The following is a 22,229-nucleotide window of genomic DNA, read 5'->3' as shown; positions in this document are numbered from 1 at the left end:
TCCGCGCCCTCTCAACGGATAACGGCGATTCTCTTCTGCAAGCGACGCACCAGCATCGACAGAGAGAAACAGATGATGAAGTACACCAAAGCCGCGACCAGATAGGCCTCGACTGGGCGGTTGAAGTTTTTGCCAGTCACCTCAAAGCCTTTGAGCAAGTCATAGGCCCCAATGGCGTAGACCAGCGAGGTGTCTTGGAACAAGATGATGGTCTGCGTGAGCAGCACCGGCAGCATGTTGCGAAAGGCCTGGGGCAACACCACCAGCTGCATGGTTTGGCGGTAGGTCATGCCCATGGCGTAGCCGGCATAGGTCTGACCCTTGGACACGCTCTGGATGCCCGCACGCATGATCTCGGCGTAATAAGCTGCCTCGAACAAGGTGAAGGTGAGCACGGCCGAAAACTCTGCGCCTATGGGTCGGCCAATGAAAAACGGCACCAGCAGGAAAAACCACAAGATCACCATGACCAGCGGGATGCTGCGCATGGTGTTGATGTAGGCCGCTGCCGGAATCGCCAACCAGGGTCGGCCCGACAGGCGCATCAGCGCCAGCACCGTGCCCAGGGCAATGCCGCCCAACATGGCCACCAGCGTGAGCTGCAGCGAGAACCACAGGCCGCTCAGCACATAGTCAGCCAGCACCTGCTGCGTCAGGAAGGAGAAGTCGAGATTCATTGCGCGCTCCCAACCATGCCCGGCACGCGCACACGCAGCTCAATGAAGCGAGCGATGGCAAACACAATGATCGACGACAGAAAGTACAAACCCGTCACGGCCATGTATATCTCGATACCCCGCGAGGTTTCCTCCTGGGCCTGACGCGCGAACATGATCAGCTCAGCCACCGACACAGCAAAAGCCACGGCTGAGTTCTTCACGATGCCCATGGCCTCGCTGGTCAGCGGCGGGATGACGATACGCAGCGCCACGGGCAGCAGCACGTAGCGGTAGGTCTGCGGCAGCGTCAGCCCCATGGCCAGACCAGCCAAACGCTGGCCCCTGGGCAGGCTTTGTATGCCCGCGCGCACCTGCTCCGAGATGCGTGCAGAGGTGAAGAATCCCAGGCCCAACACGACCAGCAAAAAACTCGGCACTTGCTTGAGCACCGGCACAAGTTCCGGGATCACGAAGTACCAAAGAAAGACTTGCACCAGCACCGGAATGTTTCGGAACAACTCCGTCCAGCACTCGCCCAGCAGCACCAGCCAGCGATTGGGCACCGTGCGCAAAACCCCCATCACACAGCCAAAGCTCAGCGCCACCAACAGCGCCAGCACAGACACACTCAGCGTCCAACCCCAGGCCGACAGCATCCAGTCCAGATAGCTGATGTCGCCGCCCGAACCCAGGCAGCGTGCGATGGGTTCACCATCGATGGTATTGCGGCAGAAGACCTGCCAGTCCCACGTCATGCTCATGACGAGACCTCCTAAAGCCGACACGGCCACCCGCGCTGGGTGGCCGCGCCCTGATCAGCACAGCGCTGCAGCCCAGGGCTGCAGCGCGCAGCGTGCCATCACTTCTTGTTGTAGTCCTCGGCAGGACGGTCGTTGGGGTTGGCCAAAGCGGCTTTGAGGTTGTCGCTCATGGGCAGGCCCACGCGGGCATTGGCCGGCGGGATGGGCTGCAGCAGCCATTTGTCGTAGAGCTTGGCCAAGTCGCCCGAGGTGATCAAGGTCTTGATGCTGTCGTCCACGGCCTTCTTGAAAGCCGGGTCGTCTTTGCGCAGCATGATGGCAATGGGCTCCACGGAGAGCACTTCGCCAACAATCTTGTAGTCCGCCGGGTTCTTGCTCTTGGCAATCAGGCCAGCCAGCAGCGAGCCGTCCATCACAAAGGCATCGGCACGGCCGGACTCCAGCAGCAAGAAGCTGTCGGCGTGGTCTTTGCCAAACACTTCTTTAAAGTCCACACCCGTGGCGCGCTCGTGCTTGCGCAGGGTTTGCACGCTGGTGGTGCCCGTGGTGGTGGCCACGGTCTTGCCTGCGAGCTGGTTGATGGACTTGATGCCCGAGTTGGCCTTCACCGCAATGCGCACCTCTTCAACAAAGGTGGTCACCGCAAAAGCCACGTCCTTCTGACGCGCTTGGTTGTTGGTGGTGGAACCGCATTCGATGTCCACCGTGCCGTTGACCACCAGCGGGATGCGGTTTTGCGAGGTCACCGGCTGGTACTTGATGCTCATGCTCGACAAGCCCAGCTGCTTGCGCACGCTGGACAGCACGCGCTCGCACACATCAACGTGGTAGCCCACATAGCGACCATTGCCCAGGGTGTAAGACAGGGCTCCAGAAGACTCGCGCACCCCCATGGTGACGCTGCCGGTTTCTTTGATTTTGGCCAGGGTGTCGGCTGTAGCCACCCCTGCGATCAGCAGACCCAAACTCAGCGCAAGTACAGACTTCTTCATGAATACTCCTAGTGAACGGAGACAACAACGAACACCCCATATGGAAACATGCCTATGCATGTGGGGATAGGGAACAAATACTCATATCCCCTGAAACAGGGGAGCACTGCATTTCGGGGCCGCCGCGCAAGCGCCCGCACCACATGCCTCAGCCGATCGAGGCTTGAGGCTGGGCCAGAAAGTCCCACAGCGCTTGCGCCGCAGGCTTGCTGCGCCGCGCCACACCCGGGCGCTCGCGATACATGCGCAGCTCGATGTCCAGCTGCAACTCGCCCGGTGGTGCGGCCAGGGCCAGGCGGCCCGCACGCACTTCGCGCTCCACCGAGCTGGTGGGCAAAAAGGCCAGACCGTGCCCTTCCAAGGCCATGGCCTTGAGGCTTTCTGCCATGTCGGTTTCGTACACCGACTCCAACGCCAGCGGCGCGCTGGCGTGCTTGACGATCAACTCCACCAAGCGCCCCAGGTAAGCGCCCGAGGCATAGCTCAGAAAGGGAATCTTGCGCCCGGGGTGGCCCGGCAGGCAAAACAGGGCCGCACCTTGCGCATCGGCGCGCGCGAATGGCGCCAAGGTGTCCCGCCCCAGCGAGACCGATTCGTAGCGCTCGGGGTCCAGCTGCAGGGGTTGGCTGGGGTGGTGGTAGACCAGCAGCAAGTCGCAGTTGCCCTCGCTCAGCTGCAGCGTGGCGTCATGCACATTCAAGGCGTTGAGTCGGCACTTCACGGCGCCAAAGCGCTGGCGCAGCGACATCAGCCAGTGCGGGAAAAAGCTGAAGGCCAGGGAATGCGGCACAGCGAACTCGATCATGTCCTGCCCGGCCGACTGGTGGCTGCGCAGCATATTGCGCGTGGCTTGCAGCTGCGCGAGCAGCTCCACCGCCTGCCCCAGCAGCGTCTCGCCCGCTGCGGTCAGCCGCGTGGGGTAAGACGAGCGATCCACCAAATCCACCCCCGCCCACGCCTCCAGCGCCTGAATGCGGCGCGAGAACGCGGGCTGGGTGACGTGCCGCAGCTGGGCAGACCGCGAAAAGCTGCGTGTCTCTGCCAAGCTGACGAAATCTTCAAGCCACTTCGTTTCCACCAAACCAGTGTAGCCGCTGGCCCGGTGCTGGGGGCCAGCCCTCAGCCCGCTGGCTCGTGACGCTGTTGCTGCAACGCCCACATGCGCGCATAACGCCCCTGGGCTGCCAGCAGCGCATCGTGGTTGCCGCGCTCGACGATGCGCCCCTGGTCCATCACCAGGATTTCATGCGCACCCACCACGGTGGAGAGCCGGTGCGCAATCACCAGCACGGTTTTGCCGCGCCCGGCGGCATCCAGCTCGGCCTGAATGGCGCGCTCATTGTGGGAGTCCAGCGCCGATGTAGCCTCGTCAAAAATCAAGATCGGTGGGTCTTTGAGCAGGGTGCGCGCAATCGCCACGCGCTGTTTCTCGCCCCCAGAGAGCTTGAGCCCACGCTCGCCCACCATGCTGTTGTAGCCCTGGGGCAGCGCGGCAATGAAGTCGTGCACATGGGCAGCGCGCGCAGCGGCCTCAATCTCTGACTGGCTGGCGCCGGGGCGGCCATAGGCGATGTTGTAGGCGATGGTGTCGTTGAACAGCACCGTGTCCTGCGGCACGATGCCGATGGCGCGGCGCAGCGAGGCCTGCGTGACATCGCGCACGTCCTGCCCGTCGATGGTGATGCGCCCGCCCTGCACGTCGTAGAAGCGAAACAGCAGCCGCGCCAGCGTGCTTTTGCCCGAGCCGCTGGCCCCCACCACGGCCACGGTTTTGCCTGTAGGCAGCTCGAAGCTGAGGTCATGCAAGATGGGGCGTTGCGGCTCGTAGGCGAAGTCCACATGCTCAAAGCGCACGCTGCCACCATGCGGCTGCAGCGCCGGGGCGGAGGGGCGGTCCGCCACTTCCAGTGGGCGCTCCAGCAGCGTGAACATCTTGTCCAAATCTGTCAGCGACTGCTTGATCTCGCGGTAGAGCACGCCCAGGAAGTTCAGCGGCATGTAGAGCTGGATCATGAAGGCGTTGACCATCACCAAATCACCCAACGTCATGCGCCCGGCCACCACGCCCTCGGTGGCACGCCACAGCAGGGCCACCAGCGCGGTGGCAATGATGAGCTGCTGGCCGGTGTTGAGCAGCGACAGCGTGGACTGTGCCTTGAGCTGGGCGCGGCGCAGCTGCTCCAGGCGCTGGTCGTAGCGCTGCGCCTCAAAGGCTTCGTTGTTGAAGTACTTGACGGTCTCGTAGTTCAGCAAAGCGTCAATAGCGCGGCTGTGCGTGACCGAGTCGAGCTCGTTGAGCTCGCGCCGGAACTTGGTGCGCCACTCGGTGACACGCACCGTGAACACCACATAGACCGTGAGCGCCGCGCCCGTGATCCAGGCGAACGAGGCATCAAAGCGCGTGCTCAGCAGCGCCAGCACCAGCCCCACCTCGATAAAGGTGGGCACCACGCTGTAGAGCGAGTAGGACACCAGCGACTGCACGGCCCGCGTGCCACGCTCGATGTCGCGCGTCATGCCGCCGGTCTGGCGCTCCAGGTGAAAACGCAGGCTGAGGTTTTGCAAATGCCCAAACACCTGCAGCGAGATGGCGCGCGCACTGCCCTCGGTGGCCTTGGCAAAAATCAGCTCGCGCAGCTCGGTAAAGAGCGAGGTGGACAGGCGCAGCAAGCCGTAGGCCAGCAGCAGCCCTGCGGGCACCACCAACACGGCCTGCGCCGCACCGGGCGTGATGTTGAGGGCGTCCACCATCTGCTTGAGCAAGAGCGGCACGGCCACATTGCTGAGCTTGGCCGCCACCATGAACGCCAGGGCCAAAGCCACGCGCCAGCGGTAACGCCAGAAGTAAGGCAGCAGCTTGACAACGGCATCGGCATCGCGCCGCGGGGCTGAGCTTTGGGGCATATGAGGTTCGGGCAGTCTGGCGGAGCGTCTCATGACACGGGCTTGACGGACAATGAGCGACATTGTCTCTTGCCAAGCGAGCCCGCGATGTCTGCCTCCGCTCCACCCCCCTCCGCTGCCTCAGATGCCACAACTTGGCCACGCGAACTGGTGTTTCGCGTCATGCCGCTGCCCAAAGACGCCAACCACAACGGCGATGTCTTTGGCGGCTGGATCATGGCCCAGGTCGACTTGGCCGGGTCCATCCTGCCCGCACGGCTCTCGCGCGGACGCATTGCCACGGTGGCCGTGAACGAGTTCCTGTTCAAGCAACCCGTGGCCATTGGGGATTTGCTGTCGTTCTACGCCCAGGTCACGCGCGTGGGGCGAACCTCCATCAGCGTGAAGGTGGAGGTCTACGCCGAGCGTGACCCGGCCAACCCCCATGTGGTCAAAGTCACCGAAGCCAACCTGACTTACGTAGCCATCGACGGCGAGGGCAAACCCAGAGTCTTCGCCCAGCCAGGCTGATCCACACCGCTGCCGCCATAAGCGCTGCGCATTTGCACATGCGAAGCGCCTATTTGCAATCAAGACATGCCCCCCTAAAGTCGAGAAATCCCTACACAAGAACTGAAGGAGGCTCTCATGACTGCAAATCAAACCCAGCGTGCCATCAAACGCTTGGTGCTGGGCTTCGTCACGGCGGCGGCTTGCAGTGCGGGCGCCACCGAACTGAGCGCACAAGGCCAGGACGCGGGGTATGGCGCGAAACGCACACTGAACTTAAGCGCCAATGGCGTCACCGCACAGGACGAATTGCAAGGCCTGCGCGAGACGACACACATCACCTGGTTGGAGCAGAAAATCCTGGTGCAGCGCATTTCGGCCACAGGGCACAACAGCACGCTGATCGATATTGCCGCGGCGCAGGCGCTGGCCCAGCAGCGACCTGAGTTGTCCAGCGTGCCTGGTGGCGCGCCAGCGTCTGCCTTCCAATGGGTGCGCCCCGCCACAGCGCGGGCCGTAGCACTGCAAAGCGCAGCCTGCGTGGCGGCGCAGAACACCTTGGTCGCCATCGCAGACCGGCTGGTGAATTACTGCAGCAGCGCAAGCCCGGTCGATACCAGCCGCTGCCTAAGCGTGCTGGCGGACTACCGCAAAGCACAGGCCAGCCACAACCAAGCGGCCTGCAGCCCTGACTGAGGGGCACGCCGCCAAAGTCCCGGCGCAGGCGCGGTGCCTGCGCTCAGGGGCGCTCAATCGAATTGCGAGAAGTCCGGTTGGCGCTTTTGAAAAAAGGCCTGAAAGGCTTCTTGCGCCTCGGGGCTGCGCAGGCGCTGCACAAAGACGGCCGCCTCAGTGCGCACCGCCTCTAGCACTTGCTCACGGCTGTGGCTGCGCAACAGGCGTTTGGCCTGGCGCACGGCTGAGGGGGGCAAGGCGTTGAAGCGCTCGGCTACGCGCCGCGCGTGAGCCACCACTTCTGAGGCCGGCAACACCGCGTTGGCCAAGCCCCATTCAGCCGCCTGCTCGCCCGTGAAGGGCGTGCCCAACAAGAGCAACTCCGATGCCCGTGCCGCGCCCACCAGGGCAGGCAGGGTCAGGCTAGAGCCAAACTCGGGCACCAGGCCCAGGCTCACAAAAGGCATGGCCAGGCGCGCGTCGTCGGCCACATAAACCAAATCGCAATGGGCCAGCAAGGTGGTGCCCACGCCGATGGCTGCACCGTTGACTGCGGCCACCACAGGTTTTTCACAGCCCATCAGGGCAAACATGAACTGGAACACCGGCGCTTGCTCGTCGCGCGGTGGTGCGCCCATGAAGTCTTCGATGTCGTTGCCCGAGCTGAAGATTTGAGGCTGCCCCTGCAGCAGCACCGCGCGCACGGTTTTGTCGGTGTTGGCCGCCACCAAGGCGTCGGCCATGGCTTGATACATGGCGCCGGTGAGGGCGTTTTTCTTCTCGGGGCGGGCGATTTCAATGGTCAGCACACCTTGGTGCACGCCAGTTTTGATGCTCATGACACTCAGTCCTTCAAGAGGTGCCCCATCATGCCAGCCACGCTGGCACTTGGGGCCACAGCGTGGACTGGAATCTGGAGCGGAAAAATCCAAAATGCCCGATGCGCTGCCCGCCTACATCAGCCGGACGCACGCAGCGGCTCTCGGCCCGTGCGGCCGCGTAAAAGCGAATCAGCGATTCGGTGTTGCGCCGTGACATGTACTCATCGTCCGCAAAGCTCAGCGCCAGCAGCGGCAGACGCAACTCTGCGTACTGGCGGCGCAGCGCCTCACCGCCCTCGCCCATCATGTAGTCGGGCGACAGGCACCAACGCCGCCACTGCGCCATGACACCGCGCGGCAAATCCCCCACCTTGCGCAAACGCCGCCCCGGGAAGTAGCCAAACAGCGGCAGGCTCAAGGGCACCACCACGTACCACAGCCACCAGACATAGCGCTTGAGTTGGGCGGCGTTTTCGCGCCAATAGCCGCTGCCCGAACTCACTGTCACCGCACGGCCGACTCGGGCACGATTGGGCAGCAGGCCCAAAATCTGGCCGCCAAGGCTGTGGCCCACCCAGTGAATGGGCCGCTCGGCCTCGCTCCCAGAGCTTTGCAATCGCCGGCTCAGCTCATCCAGTGCGGCTGCGGCATCCAGCTCCGCCCAGGTGCGAATGTCCGCCTGCAAGCCACGCAGCGAGTGCTCGCAGGACGCAGGACGAGAGGCGCCAATGCCTCGATAGTCAAAACACAACACCAGCCAGCCCTGCTGAGACATCCAACGCGCGAACTCCCAGTAATAGCGCTGCTCCACGCCCATGGCGGGGGCAATCAACAGCCCCGCACGGGCACTCGTCGGGTTGCCAAACAGGCGGCCACCCAGCTCAAAGCCGTCATTTGCGCTGAATCGAATCATGCTGAGCTCCAGGGATCGAACCGGAATCTTGCATGAAGCTGCGCAGCCCTCGAGAGGCAGAAGACCGCGCAAATCGGGGAGTTACACGCGCTCCAAAATACCTGCAGCGCCCTGCCCGGCTCCCACGCACATGCTCACCATGCCCCAGCGCGCCCCTGTGCGGCGCAGGCCATGCACCACCGAAGCAGCGCGGATGGCACCCGTGGCACCCAGGGGGTGACCCAGGGCAATCGCACCGCCATTGGGGTTGACCCTGGCGCGGTCGATGGCAATGCCTTTGGCGTCCAGGTCGTTGAGCACGGCCAAGGCTTGTGCGGCAAAAGCTTCGTTGAGCTCCACCCAACCCAGGTCGCTGGCCTTGATGCCCGCCAGGCGCAGTGCAGCCGGTATGGCTTCGATGGGGCCAATGCCCATGATTTCGGGCGGCACGCCGCGCACCGCAAAGGACACAAAGCGTGCCAGCGGGGTGAGGCCAAAGCGCTTGACGGCGGATTCCGAGGCCACGATCAAAGCGCCCGCGCCATCAGAGGTTTGCGAGCTGTTGCCCGCTGTCACCGTGCCCAAGCCGGTGGCCTTGCCCGTGGGGTCTTTGGCCGCAGCGAACACCGGACGCAACTTGGCCAAGCCTTCCAGGCTGGTGTCGCGCCGCGGGCCTTCGTCCACATCAACGGTGCGCGTGCGCAACTTCACCTCGCCGGTGGCCAGGTCAGGCTGGCGATCGATCACATCAAAAGGCGTGATCTCGTCCTTGAAATGCCCGGCCTCAATGGCCGCCAGCGCGCGGCGGTGCGATTCCAGCGCGAAGGCGTCCTGCGCCTCGCGGCTGATCTGCCACTGCTGAGCCACTTTCTCGGCCGTCAAACCCATGCCGTAGGCAATGCCCACGTTGGCATCTTGCGTGAAGATGCTGGGCGACAAAGACGGCTTGTTGCCGCCCATGGGCACCATGCTCATGGACTCCACGCCACCGGCGATGAGCACCTCGGCTTCACCCACGCGAATGCGGTCGGCCGCCATTTGCAGTGCGGTGAGGCCCGAGGCGCAGTAGCGGTTCACCGTCACCCCGCCCACGCTGTGCGGCAAGCCCGCCAGCACGGCGCCAGCGCGCGCGATGTTCATGCCCTGCTCGCCTTCGGGGAAGGAGCAGCCAATGATGGCGTCCTCAATGGCCGCTGGGTCTAGGCCCGGCACCTGGGCCAGCGCGCTTTGAATGGCGCGCACCAGCATCTCGTCGGGGCGGGTGTTGCGGTAGTAGCCGCGGCCTGACTTGCCAATGGGCAGTCGGGTGGCAGCGCAGATATAGGCTTCTTGAACTTGTTTGCTCATGTCGGGCTCCTGTGTCTTGGCTTGTTCAGTTGCGCACCGGCTTGCCGGTTTGCAACATGCCCATCACGCGCTCTTGGGTCTTGGGATGCTCGATGAGGCTGCAGAAGTACTTGCGCTCCAGCGCCATCACGTATTCCTCGGTGACCACGCTGCCCGCCTCCACCTCGCCGCCGCACAGCACTTCGGCGATGAGGCGCGCCAGGTGGAAGTCGTGGGCGCTGATGAAGCCGCCGTCACGCATATTGACCAGCTGACCCATGATGGTGGCCAGGCCCGAGCGGCCCGCCACTGCAAAGCGCGCCTGCTGCGGGGGCCGATAGCCCGCCGCCGCCATGGCGCGCACCTGGGCCGAGGCCACGTGCAGCAGCTCATCCTTGTTGGGCACGATGAGGTCCGAATCCAGCAGGTAACCGATTTGCCGCGCCTCCACCGCACTGGTGGAAACCTTGGCCGTGGCCGCGTTGGTGAAGCCGTCCTTCAAGAAGGCCAGGATGTCGGCGTTGGCATTGCCCGCAGCGGCCATCTCGGCAGCACGACGCGCGATATAGGTCAGACCACCGGCACCCGGCAGCAGCCCCACACCCACCTCCACCAGGCCCACATAGCTTTCCATATGGGCCACACGGCGCGCGCAGTGCACGGCCAGCTCGCAGCCGCCGCCCAGCGCCAGACCGCGCATGGCAGCCACCACCGGCACCTGGGCGTAACGCACGCGCAGCATGGCGTCTTGCAGCTTTTTCTCTTCGCCCGCAATGCCCTTGGCGCCCTTCATCATGAAGACCGGCATCAGCGCTTCGAGGTTGGCACCAGCCGAGAACACATCGTCCGGCGACCAGATCACCAAGCCCTGGTAGCGCGCCTCGGCAATCTCCACGGCCTTGAGCAGGCCTTCGGTCACTGCCGGGCTGATGAGGTGCAGCTTGGCGGTGATGGAGGCAATCAGCACCTCGCCGTCCAAACTCCAGACGCGGATTTCGTCGTTGCGGAATTCCTCCGTGCCCGCGCTCAGCGGTGCGGGTGAGCCATCGCCCACCAGGGCTTCGGGGAAGGCTTGGCGTGCGTACACGGGCAGGGCCGTGCGCGGCTTGAAGCAGGCCTCGGCGGCACTCCACGAGCCCTGCGGCCCATGCACGCCACCGTGCTCGGCCACCGGGCCTTCGAACACCCAGCGCGGCAGCGGCGCGCTGCTGAGCGCCTTGCCGGCGGCGATGTCTTCCTCGATCCACTTGGCCACCTGGGTCCAGCCTGCGGCCTGCCACAGCTCGAAGGGGCCTTGCTGCTGACCAAAGCCCCAGCGCATGGCGAAGTCGACTTCGCGCGCGGTGTCGGCCACGCTGTGCAGATGCACGGCCACGTAGTGGAAGCTGTCGCGCAGAATGGCCCACAGGAACTGCGCCTGCGGGTTGCTGGACTCGCGCAGCAGCTTGAGCCGCTCGGCCGCGGGCTTTTTGAGCATGCGCGCCACGATCTCATCGGCCTTGCCGCCGCCGCTGACATAGCTGGCCGTGGCAGGGTCCAGGCGCTGGATGTCTTTGCCGACCTTTTTGTAAAAACCCGCACCCGACTTTTGGCCCAGCGCGCCTTGCGCGATCAGACCTGCCAGCACGGGCGGTGTGGCGTAGGTGGCGTAGAAGGGGTCGTCATGCAGGTTGTCCTGCATGGTCTTGACCACATGGGCCAGCGTGTCCAGACCCACCACGTCGGCGGTGCGGAAAGTTCCGCTGGAGGCACGGCCGAGTTTTTTGCCGGTGAGGTCGTCCACCACATCCACGCTGAGGCCGAATTTCTCGGCCTCAATCATGGTGGCCATCATGCCGGCAATGCCCACGCGGTTGGCCACGAAGTTGGGCGTGTCTTTGGCGCGCACCACGCCCTTGCCCAGGTGGGTGGTGACAAAGGCTTCGAGCTGGTCCAGCACTTGTGGCTGCGTGGCCGGTGCGGGGATCAACTCCACCAAGTACATATAGCGCGGTGGATTGAAGAAGTGGATACCGCAAAAGCGTGGGCGCAGCACTTCAGGCAGCACTTCAGCGAGCTTGCCAATGGACAGGCCCGAGGTGTTGGAGGCCACGATGGCATGCGAGGCCACGTGTGGCGCGATCTTGGTGTAGAGATCGAGCTTCCAGTCCAGCCGCTCGGCAATGGCCTCGATGATGAGGTCGCAGTCTTGCAGCAGCTCGAGGTGTTCCTCGTAGTTGGCCTGCTGGATCAGGGCTGCGTTATCCGCCACGGCCAAGGGCGCGGGCTTGAGCTTTTTGAGGCCCTCAACGGCCTTGCTGACGATGCCGTTTTTGGGCCCCTCTTTGGCCGGCAGGTCAAACAGCACCACCGGCACGCGCACATTGGCCAGATGGGCTGCAATCTGCGCCCCCATCACGCCCGCGCCCAGCACGGCGACTTTGCGAACTAGAAATCGACTCATAGGACGTCCCTCTGAAGAAATTGGCTCAACGATGAATCTCACTCAACGCGAATCCAGGTCTGGGTGCGGCCCAGCACAGGCATGCCGACGTAGCCGCGCACTTCCAGCTTTTTGCCGCCGTCGACCGGGCGCAACAGCACCTTGTAGACCTTGCCGTTGTTGGGGTCGAGGATGTCTCCGCCATCCCACAGGCCTTCCTGCGCGGCGTTCTTTTTGACGTTGCGAATGATGGTCATGCCCAGCACGGGCTGGTTTTTGCGCTCGTCGCTGCAGGCCTCGCAACGTGCTTCTTGCTTGCTGGGGTCGAAGATCTTCTCGATCTTGCCGCTGAGCACACCGCCTTGCTCGCTGACGCGCACCAGCGACTTCTCTTGCTTGGTCTGATCGTCGACGGTTTTCCAAAGGCCGCTCGGAACTGCTTGCGCCAGCGCTACGCCGCAAGTCAGCATGAATGCGGCACCAAGCCAAAGTGCTTTCATGGGTCTTCCCTCCGTTGCCAGATGTGGCGCTTTAGAACAGGTTCTCATCCATGGCCATGAGCGGCTGCAGCCCCGTGCGGCAGCTGCGAATCAGCCCCGCAGTCTCGGGCAGGAGCTTGGCAAAGTAAAACCGTGCCGTGGCCAGCTTGGCGGTGTAGAACGGATCACCGCTGGCTTGCTTTTGCAGCGCCACTTTGGCCATGCGTGCAAAGAAGTAGGCAAAGCTCAAATGCCCCACCACGCGCAGGTAGTCCACCGCAGCCGCGCCCACCTCGTCGGGGTTCTGGAAGGCCTTCATGCCCAGCTCGGTGGTGAGCTTGGTGACCTTGTCGCCCAGGTCTGCCAGCGGGTTGACGAACTCCTGCATGGCTTCGTCCACGCCCTCTTCCTCGACAAAGGCGGCAATCTTCTTGCCAAAGGCTTTGAGCGTGGCGCCGTTGTTGGCCAGCACCTTGCGGCCCAGCAAATCCAGCGACTGCACGGTGTTGGTGCCCTCGTAGATCATGTTGATCCGGGCGTCGCGCACGAATTGCTCCATGCCCCACTCGTGGATGTAGCCGTGGCCGCCAAACACCTGCATGCAGTGGCTGGTAGCGATCCAGCCGTTGTCGGTCAAAAAGGCTTTGATGATGGGCGTGAGCAGCGCCACTTCGGCCTCACAGGCCTGGCGCTCGGCCGCATCGCTGCTGGCCAGGGATTTGTCCAGCTGCAAAGCCACATAGGCCGACAGCGCCCGGCCGCCTTCGGCGTAGGCGCGCGCCGTGAGCAGCATCTTGCGCACATCGGGGTGCACGAGGATGGGGTCGGCGGGCTTGTCCGGCGCCTTGGGCCCGGAGAGCGCACGCATTTGCAGGCGTTCACGCGCATAGGCCACGGCGTTTTGATAGGCCACCTCGGTCAGGCCCAGCGATTGATTGCCCACACCCAGGCGCGCCGCGTTCATCATCACGAACATGGCTTGCAGGCCCTTGTGGGGCTCGCCCACCAAGGTGCCCACGGCTTCTTCAAGCACCATCTGGCAAGTGGCATTGCCGTGAATGCCCATCTTGTGCTCCAAGGCGGAACAGAAGATGCCGTTGCGAGCACCCAGGCTGCCGTCGTCCTTCACCACAAACTTGGGCACCACAAACAGCGAAATGCCCTTGGAGCCGGCCGGCGCATCCGGCAAGCGCGCCAGCACCAGGTGGACGATGTTGGCGGCCAAGTCGTGCTCGCCTGCGGAGATGAAAATCTTCTGCCCCGTGATGGCGTAGCTGCCGTCAGCCAGCGGCTGGGCTTTGGTGCGCAGCAAGCCCAGATCGGTGCCGCAATGGGGCTCGGTCAGGCACATGGTGCCCGTCCACTCGCCGCTGGTGAGCTTGGGCAGGTAGAGGCGCTTTTGCGACTCGGTCCCGTGCGCATGCAGCGCCTCGTAGGCGCCGTGGCTCAGCCCGGGGTACATGGTCCAGGCCTGGTTGGCCCCGTTGAGCATTTCGTAGAAGAACTGGTTCACCAGCAGCGGCAAGCCTTGCCCGCCGTGGGCGGGGTCGCAAGACAGCGCGGGCCAGCCACCCGCCACATAGGTCTCATAGGCCTGCTTGAAGCCCTTGGGCGGCGTGACGGCGTGCGTGGCCACATCCAGGCGGCAGCCTTCGCTGTCACCGCTGAGGTTCAAGGGCGCAATCACCTCGGCGGCAAAGCGCCCGCCTTCTTCGAGCACCGCGTTGACCGTGTCCTCGTCCAAATCAGCATGAGGTGGCAACCGCTTGAGCTCATCGACCGCGTGCAACAACTCATGCAGCACGAACTGCATGTCACGCAGGGGCGGGTTGTACTGGGGCATGACGGTCTCCTTGTGGTTTGCTTGTCGTCAAAAGCACTTCAGCTGCGGCGCCGGCTCAGGCCCGGCTGGCCGACATCTTGCGCTGCAGGCGTGGCTCGCGCATCCGACGCCTGGGCCAGATACGGTTGAATCACACGCTCAAAGCCGCGTTGCGCGCGCTGCACCGCCCCCGGACTGCGCAGAAAACGCGCGTCATGGTGTAGGGACAAGATCAGGCCGTGCAGCTCAAACAAGATTTGTTGGGGGTCGGCCGAAGGGTTGAAATGCCCCATCTGGCGCGTCAAGTCGATGGCCTTGTGCAGTGCTGCATGCCAATCTTTGATCATGGCCACCAAGGCATCGCGCACCGGGCCAGGGCGGTCGTCAAACTCCACCGCACCGCTGATGTAGATGCAGCCAGAGTCGATTTCCACAGACACGCGGCGCACCCAGCGCTCAAACAACGCACGCAAACGCGGCAACCCACGCGCCTCGCGAATGGCGGGAAAGAACACTTCTTCCTCAAACCGCGCGTGATATTCCTTCACCACCGCAATTTGCAGCTCGTCGCGAGAACCAAAGTGTGAAAACACTCCGGATTTGCTCATCTTCGTAACGTCAGCCAGCAGGCCGATGGACAAGCCCTCCAGGCCCATCGACGAGGCCAAGCCCAGCGCGGCGTCCAAAATCACAGCCCGCGTGTGCTGGCCTTTTTGCAACACGCGCGGGCTGGCCGTCGACGCTGCCAAGCCCGAGCGTGGCGACCGCGCAGCCGCCGCGGGCTTGGTACGAGTCGAGGTATTGATCACCGGCACACCCTGCATAAAAATTCGAACGATCGTTCTATTTTTGCCCAAAGTCACACGCAAAAGCAAATCCCATAGCAACAACAGCGCCGAATGTCTCCCGTATCCCGCACTTGAGTGCCAGGGCAGACACAGCTACTCTTGCCGACGGAGGTCACCACCGTGGATGTTCTGCAGTTGGATATCTCGGGCCGACCGCAGGCCTGGATTTCGCCCCAAGCCGCCGCCGTGCTTTACGCAAGCGACGGCGTGGCGTGGACTTTGGGGCCCCCCTGTCGCGTGCTGCGTGGCGGCCTGCAACGCACCACTGGCTTGCAGTCTCGCATCGAAGTGCACCCCATCATCGCTGTGCGGGGCAGCGTGCCCAGCCGCGCTTGGCGCCAGACCCCTGCGCTAAGCAACACCAAGCTCTTTGCCCGCGACCGCGACATCTGCGCCTATTGCAGCCACCGCCAAGTGTTTAGCGAACTCACACGCGAGCACATCGTGCCCGTGTCTCGGGGCGGCGTGGACAGCTGGATGAATTGCATCACCGCCTGCCGCTGCTGTAACGGTCGCAAGGGCAGTCGCACCCCCGAAGAAGCAGGCATGGTGCTGCACTACCTGCCCTATGTACCCAGCCTGCACGAGGACATGATCCTGCGCGGGCGGCGCATCATGGCCGATCAGATGGAGTTTCTACTCGCCAGCGTCCCCAAGAGCTCACGGCTTCACGGGTGAATCGAATTCCGATGTCAACCCAATTTGACACCCCGGCGTTTTCAAATCTCCTACATGTGACGGAGTCCCCATGAAAACATTCGCCACGGCCTTGAGTTTGGTGAGCGCTGCAGTCCTTGCTGGTGGCCTGCTCAGCGGCTGCTCCACCTCCAGCCCGGATGTGATCCAGCGCAGCGACGCACAGCGCATGTCCCAGGTGCAGGACGCGGTGGTGTTGAACGTTCGCCCTGTCACCGTTGAAGGCAGCCAGAGTGGCATTGGCGGCATTGCTGGCGGCGTGGTGGGGGGTGTGGCCGGTTCTAGCGTGGGTGGGCGACGCGAAGGCGTGGTCGCAGGCACGGTCGCGGCCGTGGCTGGGGCTGCGCTGGGCAACATGATTGAGCGCAACACCACGCGCGAAGAAGCGCTGGAAATTCTCGTGCAGCTGCGCAACGGCGAGCGCGTGGCTCTGGTGCAGGCCAAGGGCAATGAAAACTTTCAGCCTGGCGACGCAGTGATTGTGGTGAGCACCGGTGGCAAACACCGCGTGGCACGCAACCCCATGGCCACCGCGGACAAGCCTGCCAAGGCCGAAGCCGAGCGGCCTGTGCGCCTGCAAGAACCCGCTCCAGCTACCGCCAAGTAACCAAACGCTGAGGCGACCGCTCAGTCGGGCGCCTCACTTCACGCGTTGCTTCTCGAGCTTGCGCGCCAATGTGCGGCGATGCATGCCCAAGCGCCGTGCGGTTTCGCTGATATTGAAATCAGTGGAAGCAAGCATCTCATGGATGCGCTCCCACTCCAGTGTTTTGATATTGGTAGTGCGGGCTGTGAGTTCCACATCCACATCGCCCTCGGAGCGGGCAAACGCGGCCTCGATATCGTCGGTGTTGGCGGGCTTTGCCAGGTAGTGTCGCGCCCCAAGCTTGACGGCCTCGACTGCCGTGGCAATGCTGGCGTAGCCGGTGAGCACCACGATCACACACTCGGGGTGGATGGCATGCAGGCACTGCACGCAGGCCAAACCCGATGCGCCGCCACTCAGGCGCAAGTCCACCACCGCATACCCGGGCCGTTGCTGTGTCAGAACTTCGCGCACGGCCTCCAAACTGTCGGCGCGCAAGACCTGATAGCCGCGCCTCTCAAACGAGCGTTGCAGCGTTCGAGCAAAGGCGTCGTCGTCTTCGACGATCAGTAGCCGAGGTTCATCTGGGGTATCCATGGTGAACATTGTCCCGCAGCTGCAGCGCAGCCAAGGGCAGCCTCACCATGACGTCTGCCCCCCCCTGCTGACGGTTACGTATCCCCAATTGCCCACCCAGACTGCGCGCCACATTGAGCGCCAAGAACAGCCCCAGGCCACGGCCATGTTTGTCTTTGGTGGACTGGTAGGGCTTGCCCACCCGGTTCAGCATGTCTTTGGCAAAACCAGGCCCCTGATCGTGCACCACAAGGTTGAGCCAATCGCCCTCGCAAGCCGCTTGCAGCACGATGGGCTGCCCGGGAGCCGCCTCCAGGGCGTTATCCAAGATATTGCCCATCATTTGGGTAATGGCCGCATCCGAGACGATGGGGATGTCGGGCACGTCCTTGAGCTGCAGCTGCAGCTGCCCGTGGGCACGGCGCTGGCGCCAGTCGTCCACCAGCTCGTCAAGAAACTCCCCCAGCGTGGAGTGCGTCGGGGACTCACCTCGCACCTCGCCGGCCGAACGCAAGATGCCACTGACGATGCCTTTGCAGCGCTCAATCTGACGCTGCATCTCTTCGATTTCCTCGCGCAGTTCGGGGTCTGCCGCAAAGGGCCCCATGCGTGACCAGTCCCCCAGAATCACCGACAGCGTCGCCAAGGGCGTGCCCAATTCATGTGCCGCCCCGCTGGCCAGCAAGCCCATGCGCACGATGTGCTCTTCCTCAGCCGCGCGCTGGCGCAAGTCCGCCAAATGCGCGTCGCGCTGGCGCAAATTCGTACTGATGCGCTGGATGAAGAGCACCACCAGCCCCGCACTCAACACAAAACACAGCAACAGTCCCACCACGTAGTGCACCGGCAAGCGCACCACCCCCAGCCCGGGCAGCACCAGTGGTCGAAACCACAGCGCCAGCAGCGCAAAACACACGCCACAGTAACCCACCAAAGCCCAGCCATAGCGCGGTGGTAACAACACAGCGCCCACCGTCAGCTGCAGCAGGAACAAAAAGATAAAGGGGTTGGTGATGCCGCCGGCGAGGTGCAGCAAGCCCGCCAGCACCGACACATCAACGAGCAGGCCAGCGAACAGCTCGGCGCTGGGCACGCGCTCCGCATACACCGCGCGCAACCAGCTCGCGACATTGAAGAGCGCCAGCACCGCCAGCAGGCTGAGCATGTCCCGCAGCGGCAAGGCAATGCCCATGGTGGGCGGCACACCAAGCACTGTGGCCAGCTGGCCCATCACGGCCAGCCAGCGCAGCTGCACCAGCTGCAGCAGGTTTTGGCGCCCCGCCAACAGCTCGGCACGACCCTGCGCGGTAGCGGGCATCTGGGAAGAAGAGGCTGAGCTCACACCGATACTCCCGCGCTTGTCACGAGGTCGTTGGGGGACGGCGCGCGTCGCGCACCAACCAGACCATGGCACCCGCACACATCAACGCCAGGGCAAACCAAGTCAGCGCATACATGCGATGGTTGTTGCTGAAGCGCAGCACGGTCAAGCCTGGATAGGGCCAGGGACCTTTGACATGCCGTCCACCCAACTCGGCCAAAGCCTCCTGGGTGGCACCTCGCTGCTGCTGACCTTGCGGCCCTGGCCACAGCTCCACAAACACCGGCGCGATGCTGGGCGCCTGGGCACTGGCAGACAAGGTCTGCACATCACGCGAATACCAACGCCGCTCTTGCGGCAGATTGGCCTGCAAGCGGCTGCCTGCGGGCTCAGTCAGGCGCACCAAGCCCTCCAAACGCTGCAGCCCCTGAGTGGCAGCCAGTGGGTCGTGCCCAGCCTCGCGGCGCTGCACTGGGTCGCGCCAAGCCACAGGCACAAAGCCACGGTTGACCCACACCCAACGGTCTTCGGCCACACGCAGGGGCGTCATCACCCAATAGCCGCTGCCCAGCACCGTGCTGGCGTGGACATGGCGTTCGCGCTCGTGGTCCAGCACGCCTTGCACCACCACGCGGCGGTATTCCCAATCCGCCCAGTCCTTGGCGGGCGTGGGGCCCGCCAGCGGCAAGGCCACGGGCTGCGCCTTGAGCCCGTGCTCCAGGCGCTGAATCAAGTCCTGCTTCCAGGCCAGGCGTTGGAGCTGCCACACCCCTAAAGAAGTGAAACAGGCCGCCAAGGTCGCACACAGCGCCAGGGCGGCCCACAGCAGCCAACGCCGCCGGGCGCGGGGCCCAGCGTCGACAGCTCCAGTCATGACATCACTCAGGGCATGGCCCGCATATCGTGGGTGGGCATCATGTTGGTGTTCATGTGGTACATGACCCAAATCGAACCCGCCAGGATGATGGCCACGAAGATGACCGTGAAGATGGTGGACAACAGCGTCCAGCCGCCTTCCATCTTGCCGTCCAAGTGCAAGAAGTAAACCATCTGCACCACGATTTGCACCGCGGCAAAGACCAGGATCACCAGCTTGGTGGCCTCGGGCGGCAGCACCTTGGCCATCACCAGCCAGAACGGAATGATGGTCAGAATCGCCGAGAGCAAAAAGCCCACCACATAGCCTTTGACGGTGGCGTGGTAGCCGTCCAGCGGATCGTCATGGTGGCCGTCGTCGTGGCCATGTGTGTTGTGTTGAGCCGCCATCACAGCACTCCCATCAGATAGACAAAAGTAAAGACGCCAATCCAGACCAGATCCAAGAAGTGCCAGAACATGGACAGGCACATCAGTCGGCGTTTGTTCTCCACAGTCAGACCGAATTTACTCACCTGAATCATCAACACCACCAGCCAGATGATGCCGAAGCTCACGTGCAGGCCGTGGGTAGAGACCAGCGCGAAGAAGGCGGACAGGAAGGCGCTGCGCTCCCAGCTCGCACCCACATGCAGCAGGTGGTGGAATTCGTAGAGCTCAATGCCCACGAAAGCGACACCAAACAGCGCGGTGATGGCCATCCACGTCAGCACCGCCTGTTTCTTGCCGTGCTTGGCCGCAATCATGGCAAAGCCATAGGTGATGGACGACAGCAGCAGCATGGCCGTGTTGAGGGCAATGAGCTTCAAGTCGAACAAGTCCGCCCCCGAGGGGCCGGCCGCGTAGCTGCGCCCCAGCACCGCGAAGGTGGCAAACAGCACCGCGAAGATGAGCAAGTCGCTCATCAGGTAAATCCAGAAGCCCAGCAGCGTGCCCTGTTGGGGGTGGAAGCTGCCGTCGTCCCAGAAGCGCGGACGCCCGTCCGCGGTGGTGAATTGGTAAGTAGCTTGCATGGCGTTGAGTCCTTACTGCGGCTGACCCAGAGCGGCCAGTTGACGGGTGCGCTCGTTCTCGACGCGGGTCACCTCATCAGCGGGGATGTAGAAATCGCGCTTGTAGTTGAAGGTGTGAATGATCGAAGCCAACACCGTGGCAAAGAAGGTCACACCCGCCAACAGCCACATATGCCAGATCAGGGCAAAACCCAGCAGGGTCGACAAACCCGCGATCACCACACCCGCAGCCGTATTCTTGGGCATGTGGATGGCCACAAAGCCAGAGGTCGGGCGCTCGCAGCCGCGCTGCTTCATATCGTGCCAAGCGTCGAGGTCATGCACCACGGGCGTGAAGGCAAAGTTGTAGTCTGGCGGCGGCGAAGAAGTCGCCCACTCCAGCGTACGACCGCCCCAGGGGTCGCCCGAAACATCGCGCAGCTGCTCGCGACGCAGGAAGCTCACCACGAACTGAATCAGCATCGAGCCAATGCCCAGGGCAATCAGCACCGCACCCAAAGCCGCCACCTGGAACCAGATTTGCAGCGAGGGGTCTTCGAAGTGACTCATGCGGCGCGTCACACCCATCAGGCCCAGGGCGTACAACGGCATGAAGGCCATGTAGAAGCCCACCACCCAGAACCAGAACGAGCACTTGCCCCAGAAGGGATCGAGCTTGAAGCCAAAGGCTTTGGGGAACCAGAAGTAGATGCCGGCAAACAGCCCGAACAGCACGCCACCGATGATGACGTTGTGGAAGTGCGCAATCAGGAACAGCGAGTTGTGCAGCACAAAGTCAGCCGGCGGCACAGCCAGCAGCACGCCCGTCATGCCGCCGATCACGAAGGTGATCATGAAGGCCACGGTCCACATCATGGGCAGTTCAAACTGGATGCGACCACGGTACATGGTGAACAGCCAGTTGAAGATCTTGGCGCCGGTCGGGATCGAGATGATCATGGTCGTGATGCCGAAGAAGGCGTTCACGCTGGCCCCTGAGCCCATGGTGAAGAAGTGGTGCAGCCACACGATGTAAGACAGCACGGTGATCACCACCGTCGCGTACACCATCGAGGCATAGCCAAAGAGGCGCTTGCGGCAGAAGGTGGCAACCACCTCAGAGAAGATGCCAAAGCAAGGCAGGATCAGGATGTAGACCTCGGGGTGACCCCAAATCCAGATCAGGTTCACATACAGCATGGCGTTGCCGCCGAGGTCTGTCGTGAAGAAATTAGTGCCTAGGTAACGGTCCAGCGTCAGCAGCAGCAGCGTGACGGTCAACACCGGGAAACTGATAACGATCAGGATGTTGGAGCACAGCGCCGTCCAGGTGAAGACGGGCATCTTCATCAGCGTCATGCCCGGCGCACGCATCTTGATGATGGTGACGATCAGGTTGATGCCCGATAAGGTCGTCCCTACCCCGGCCACCTGCAGCGCCCAGATGTAGTAATCCATCCCCACGCCTGGACTACCCAGAATGCCTGACAGCGGCGGGTAAGCCAGCCAGCCGGTGCGCGCAAACTCACCCACGAACAACGACACCATCATCAGCACCGCGCCACCGGTGGTCATCCAGAAGCTGAAGTTATTCAGAAAGGGGAAAGCCACATCACGTGCGCCGATTTGCAGCGGCACCAGGTAGTTCATGAACCCGGTGATGAAGGGCATGGCCACGAAGAAGATCATGATCACGCCATGGGCCGTGAAGATCTGGTCGTAGTGGTGCGGCGGCAAGAAGCCTGCCTGATCGCCAAACGCGATGGCCTGCTGGGCGCGCATGAGCAGCGCATCGGCGAAGCCGCGCAGCAGCATCACCAAGCCCAGCACGATGTACATGATGCCGATCTTCTTGTGGTCGATGCTGGTGATCCAGTCGCGCCACAGCGGCCCCCAGGCCCTGTAGCGAGTCATCAGGGCCACCATGGTGGTGCCGCCCAAAACCACCGCAATGAAAGTAACCAGGATCACCGGGTCGTGAAAGGGAAACGCGTCCCAGCTCAAGCGCCCCAGCAACAGCTGGCTGAGTCCTTGTGATTCATTCATGTTGAGCCTCGCTCAATCGAAAACTTGACGCGCCACAGGCCGGTAT

The 22,229-nt window shown here is 63.2% G+C and carries 22 protein-coding genes; 4 read left to right on the top strand and 18 right to left on the bottom strand.

Annotated features, from left to right (window positions below; translation table 11 throughout):
- Positions 1–11 precede the first annotated feature (11 nt).
- The 5 genes from ACG0Z6_RS01810 to ACG0Z6_RS01790 all read right to left on the bottom strand — a co-directional run bounded on the left by ACG0Z6_RS01810 (position 12) and on the right by ACG0Z6_RS01790 (position 5,349).
- Positions 12–677 carry an amino acid ABC transporter permease gene (locus ACG0Z6_RS01810; RefSeq protein WP_394458297.1) on the bottom strand — a complete coding sequence of 222 codons (666 nt, stop codon included), beginning with the start codon at positions 675–677 and terminating at the stop codon, positions 12–14.
- Positions 674–1,414 carry an amino acid ABC transporter permease gene (locus ACG0Z6_RS01805; RefSeq protein WP_394458798.1) on the bottom strand — a complete coding sequence of 247 codons (741 nt, stop codon included), beginning with the start codon at positions 1,412–1,414 and terminating at the stop codon, positions 674–676. The genes ACG0Z6_RS01810 and ACG0Z6_RS01805 overlap by 4 nt, the downstream gene beginning before the upstream one ends.
- A gap of 104 nt (positions 1,415–1,518) precedes the next feature.
- Positions 1,519–2,412: an amino acid ABC transporter substrate-binding protein gene (locus tag ACG0Z6_RS01800; protein ID WP_394458295.1), complete on the bottom strand. Its 894-nt coding sequence runs from the start codon at positions 2,410–2,412 to the stop codon at positions 1,519–1,521.
- A 148-nt stretch (positions 2,413–2,560) separates the two neighbouring features.
- The gene (locus ACG0Z6_RS01795; RefSeq protein ID WP_394458294.1) at positions 2,561–3,490 is read right to left on the bottom strand and encodes a LysR substrate-binding domain-containing protein; all 930 of its coding nucleotides are present in this window, start codon (positions 3,488–3,490) and stop codon (positions 2,561–2,563) included.
- A gap of 41 nt (positions 3,491–3,531) precedes the next feature.
- The gene (locus ACG0Z6_RS01790) at positions 3,532–5,349 is read right to left on the bottom strand and encodes an ABCB family ABC transporter ATP-binding protein/permease (RefSeq protein ID WP_394458291.1); all 1,818 of its coding nucleotides are present in this window, start codon (positions 5,347–5,349) and stop codon (positions 3,532–3,534) included.
- A 54-nt stretch (positions 5,350–5,403) separates the two neighbouring features.
- On the opposite strand from ACG0Z6_RS01790, the gene ACG0Z6_RS01785 reads away from it, so the two are divergent.
- Entirely contained in the window at positions 5,404–5,826 is a 423-nt protein-coding gene (locus tag ACG0Z6_RS01785; protein ID WP_394458289.1) for an acyl-CoA thioesterase, read from the top strand.
- Between the two features lie 117 nt (positions 5,827–5,943).
- Entirely contained in the window at positions 5,944–6,501 is a 558-nt protein-coding gene (locus tag ACG0Z6_RS01780) for a hypothetical protein (protein ID WP_394458287.1), read from the top strand.
- 53 nt (positions 6,502–6,554) lie between these two features.
- Here ACG0Z6_RS01780 and ACG0Z6_RS01775 read toward each other — a convergent pair whose 3' ends face one another.
- The 7 genes from ACG0Z6_RS01775 to ACG0Z6_RS01745 all read right to left on the bottom strand — a co-directional run bounded on the left by ACG0Z6_RS01775 (position 6,555) and on the right by ACG0Z6_RS01745 (position 15,066).
- Positions 6,555–7,319 carry an enoyl-CoA hydratase gene (locus tag ACG0Z6_RS01775; RefSeq protein WP_394458285.1) on the bottom strand — a complete coding sequence of 255 codons (765 nt, stop codon included), beginning with the start codon at positions 7,317–7,319 and terminating at the stop codon, positions 6,555–6,557.
- Between the two features lie 28 nt (positions 7,320–7,347).
- Positions 7,348–8,214, bottom strand: coding sequence for an alpha/beta hydrolase family protein (locus ACG0Z6_RS01770; protein ID WP_394458283.1), 867 nt, complete (start codon positions 8,212–8,214; stop codon positions 7,348–7,350).
- An 81-nt stretch (positions 8,215–8,295) separates the two neighbouring features.
- Entirely contained in the window at positions 8,296–9,540 is a 1,245-nt protein-coding gene (locus ACG0Z6_RS01765; RefSeq protein WP_394458281.1) for an acetyl-CoA C-acyltransferase, read from the bottom strand.
- 25 nt (positions 9,541–9,565) lie between these two features.
- The gene (locus ACG0Z6_RS01760) at positions 9,566–11,962 is read right to left on the bottom strand and encodes a 3-hydroxyacyl-CoA dehydrogenase/enoyl-CoA hydratase family protein (protein ID WP_394458279.1); all 2,397 of its coding nucleotides are present in this window, start codon (positions 11,960–11,962) and stop codon (positions 9,566–9,568) included.
- 38 nt (positions 11,963–12,000) lie between these two features.
- Complete coding sequence (locus ACG0Z6_RS01755) at positions 12,001–12,441, bottom strand: DUF2147 domain-containing protein (protein WP_394458277.1); 441 nt, start codon at positions 12,439–12,441, stop codon at positions 12,001–12,003.
- 31 nt (positions 12,442–12,472) lie between these two features.
- On the bottom strand, positions 12,473–14,263 hold the full coding sequence (locus ACG0Z6_RS01750; RefSeq protein WP_394458275.1) for an acyl-CoA dehydrogenase C-terminal domain-containing protein: 1,791 nt from the start codon (positions 14,261–14,263) through the stop codon (positions 12,473–12,475).
- A 38-nt stretch (positions 14,264–14,301) separates the two neighbouring features.
- Positions 14,302–15,066: a TetR/AcrR family transcriptional regulator gene (locus tag ACG0Z6_RS01745; protein ID WP_394458273.1), complete on the bottom strand. Its 765-nt coding sequence runs from the start codon at positions 15,064–15,066 to the stop codon at positions 14,302–14,304.
- 144 nt (positions 15,067–15,210) lie between these two features.
- Between ACG0Z6_RS01745 and ACG0Z6_RS01740 the strand changes: the two genes are divergently transcribed.
- Positions 15,211–15,768 (top strand): HNH endonuclease, encoded by a 558-nt coding sequence (locus ACG0Z6_RS01740; RefSeq protein WP_394458271.1) that lies wholly within the window; start codon positions 15,211–15,213, stop codon positions 15,766–15,768.
- 70 nt (positions 15,769–15,838) lie between these two features.
- Positions 15,839–16,393 carry an outer membrane lipoprotein gene (locus tag ACG0Z6_RS01735; RefSeq protein ID WP_394458269.1) on the top strand — a complete coding sequence of 185 codons (555 nt, stop codon included), beginning with the start codon at positions 15,839–15,841 and terminating at the stop codon, positions 16,391–16,393.
- A 33-nt stretch (positions 16,394–16,426) separates the two neighbouring features.
- Here ACG0Z6_RS01735 and ACG0Z6_RS01730 read toward each other — a convergent pair whose 3' ends face one another.
- From ACG0Z6_RS01730 to cyoB, 6 genes are read right to left on the bottom strand one after another with little or no spacing between them, the layout of a single operon-like run.
- Positions 16,427–16,969 carry a response regulator transcription factor gene (locus ACG0Z6_RS01730; protein WP_394458267.1) on the bottom strand — a complete coding sequence of 181 codons (543 nt, stop codon included), beginning with the start codon at positions 16,967–16,969 and terminating at the stop codon, positions 16,427–16,429.
- Positions 16,953–18,290: an ATP-binding protein gene (locus ACG0Z6_RS01725; protein ID WP_394458265.1), complete on the bottom strand. Its 1,338-nt coding sequence runs from the start codon at positions 18,288–18,290 to the stop codon at positions 16,953–16,955. The genes ACG0Z6_RS01730 and ACG0Z6_RS01725 overlap by 17 nt, the downstream gene beginning before the upstream one ends.
- Before the next feature lie 19 nt (positions 18,291–18,309).
- A complete protein-coding gene (locus ACG0Z6_RS01720) occupies positions 18,310–19,143 on the bottom strand; it encodes an SURF1 family protein (RefSeq protein WP_394458263.1) in 834 nt (277 codons plus the stop codon).
- 8 nt (positions 19,144–19,151) lie between these two features.
- Positions 19,152–19,535 (bottom strand): cytochrome o ubiquinol oxidase subunit IV, encoded by a 384-nt coding sequence (gene cyoD / locus ACG0Z6_RS01715; protein ID WP_394458261.1) that lies wholly within the window; start codon positions 19,533–19,535, stop codon positions 19,152–19,154.
- Positions 19,535–20,158 (bottom strand): cytochrome o ubiquinol oxidase subunit III, encoded by a 624-nt coding sequence (gene cyoC, locus ACG0Z6_RS01710; RefSeq protein WP_394458259.1) that lies wholly within the window; start codon positions 20,156–20,158, stop codon positions 19,535–19,537. Before cyoC ends, cyoD begins: the two co-directional genes overlap by 1 nt.
- 12 nt (positions 20,159–20,170) lie before the next feature.
- Positions 20,171–22,183: a cytochrome o ubiquinol oxidase subunit I gene (cyoB, locus tag ACG0Z6_RS01705; protein WP_394458257.1), complete on the bottom strand. Its 2,013-nt coding sequence runs from the start codon at positions 22,181–22,183 to the stop codon at positions 20,171–20,173.
- Positions 22,184–22,229: the final 46 nt, after the last annotated feature.

It is taken from the genome of Roseateles rivi, from assembly GCF_043555845.1.
In the GTDB taxonomy this organism is placed as follows: Bacteria; Pseudomonadota; Gammaproteobacteria; order Burkholderiales; family Burkholderiaceae_C; genus Roseateles; species Roseateles rivi.
Note: the sequence above shows the minus strand (reverse complement) of the source record. Positions and strands in the feature narration are given on the sequence as shown.